Below are 286 nucleotides of genomic sequence, written 5' to 3' on the forward strand. Positions count from 1 at the left end.
GCAAGCACCGTCCCTACGAGGGGCGAGCGGAAGGGGATGTCGATGGATGCAACAACGGGCAAGGCGCTGATGCGGGCGCAGTACAAAGCGGTGCGCGAGGGGCTGTCTGTGGGGGAGCGGCGCGCCATCGATGAGGCGATCGCGCGGAATGTGGCGGCGCTGCCGGAGTTCGCGGCGGCCGATGCGGTGTTCACCTATCTGAGCTTCGGCGCGGAAGTGGATACGCGCGAGTGCAGGTACAAGGGGGTGGAGATAATCGAGGGGCACCTGATGCCCGACCACGTCC

The 286-nt window shown here is 66.8% G+C and carries 1 protein-coding gene; it reads left to right on the top strand.

The genetic code is table 11. The annotated features are described in order from the left end of the window. Positions 1-42 precede the first annotated feature (42 nt). Positions 43-286, top strand: a 244-nt coding sequence (locus NE591_RS15715; RefSeq protein ID WP_256157157.1) for a transposase, incomplete at its 3' end; no start/stop codon positions are given.

The sequence above is a fragment of the Adlercreutzia sp. DFI.6.23 genome, assembly GCF_024462535.1.
Taxonomy (GTDB): domain Bacteria; phylum Actinomycetota; class Coriobacteriia; order Coriobacteriales; family Eggerthellaceae; genus Adlercreutzia; species Adlercreutzia rubneri.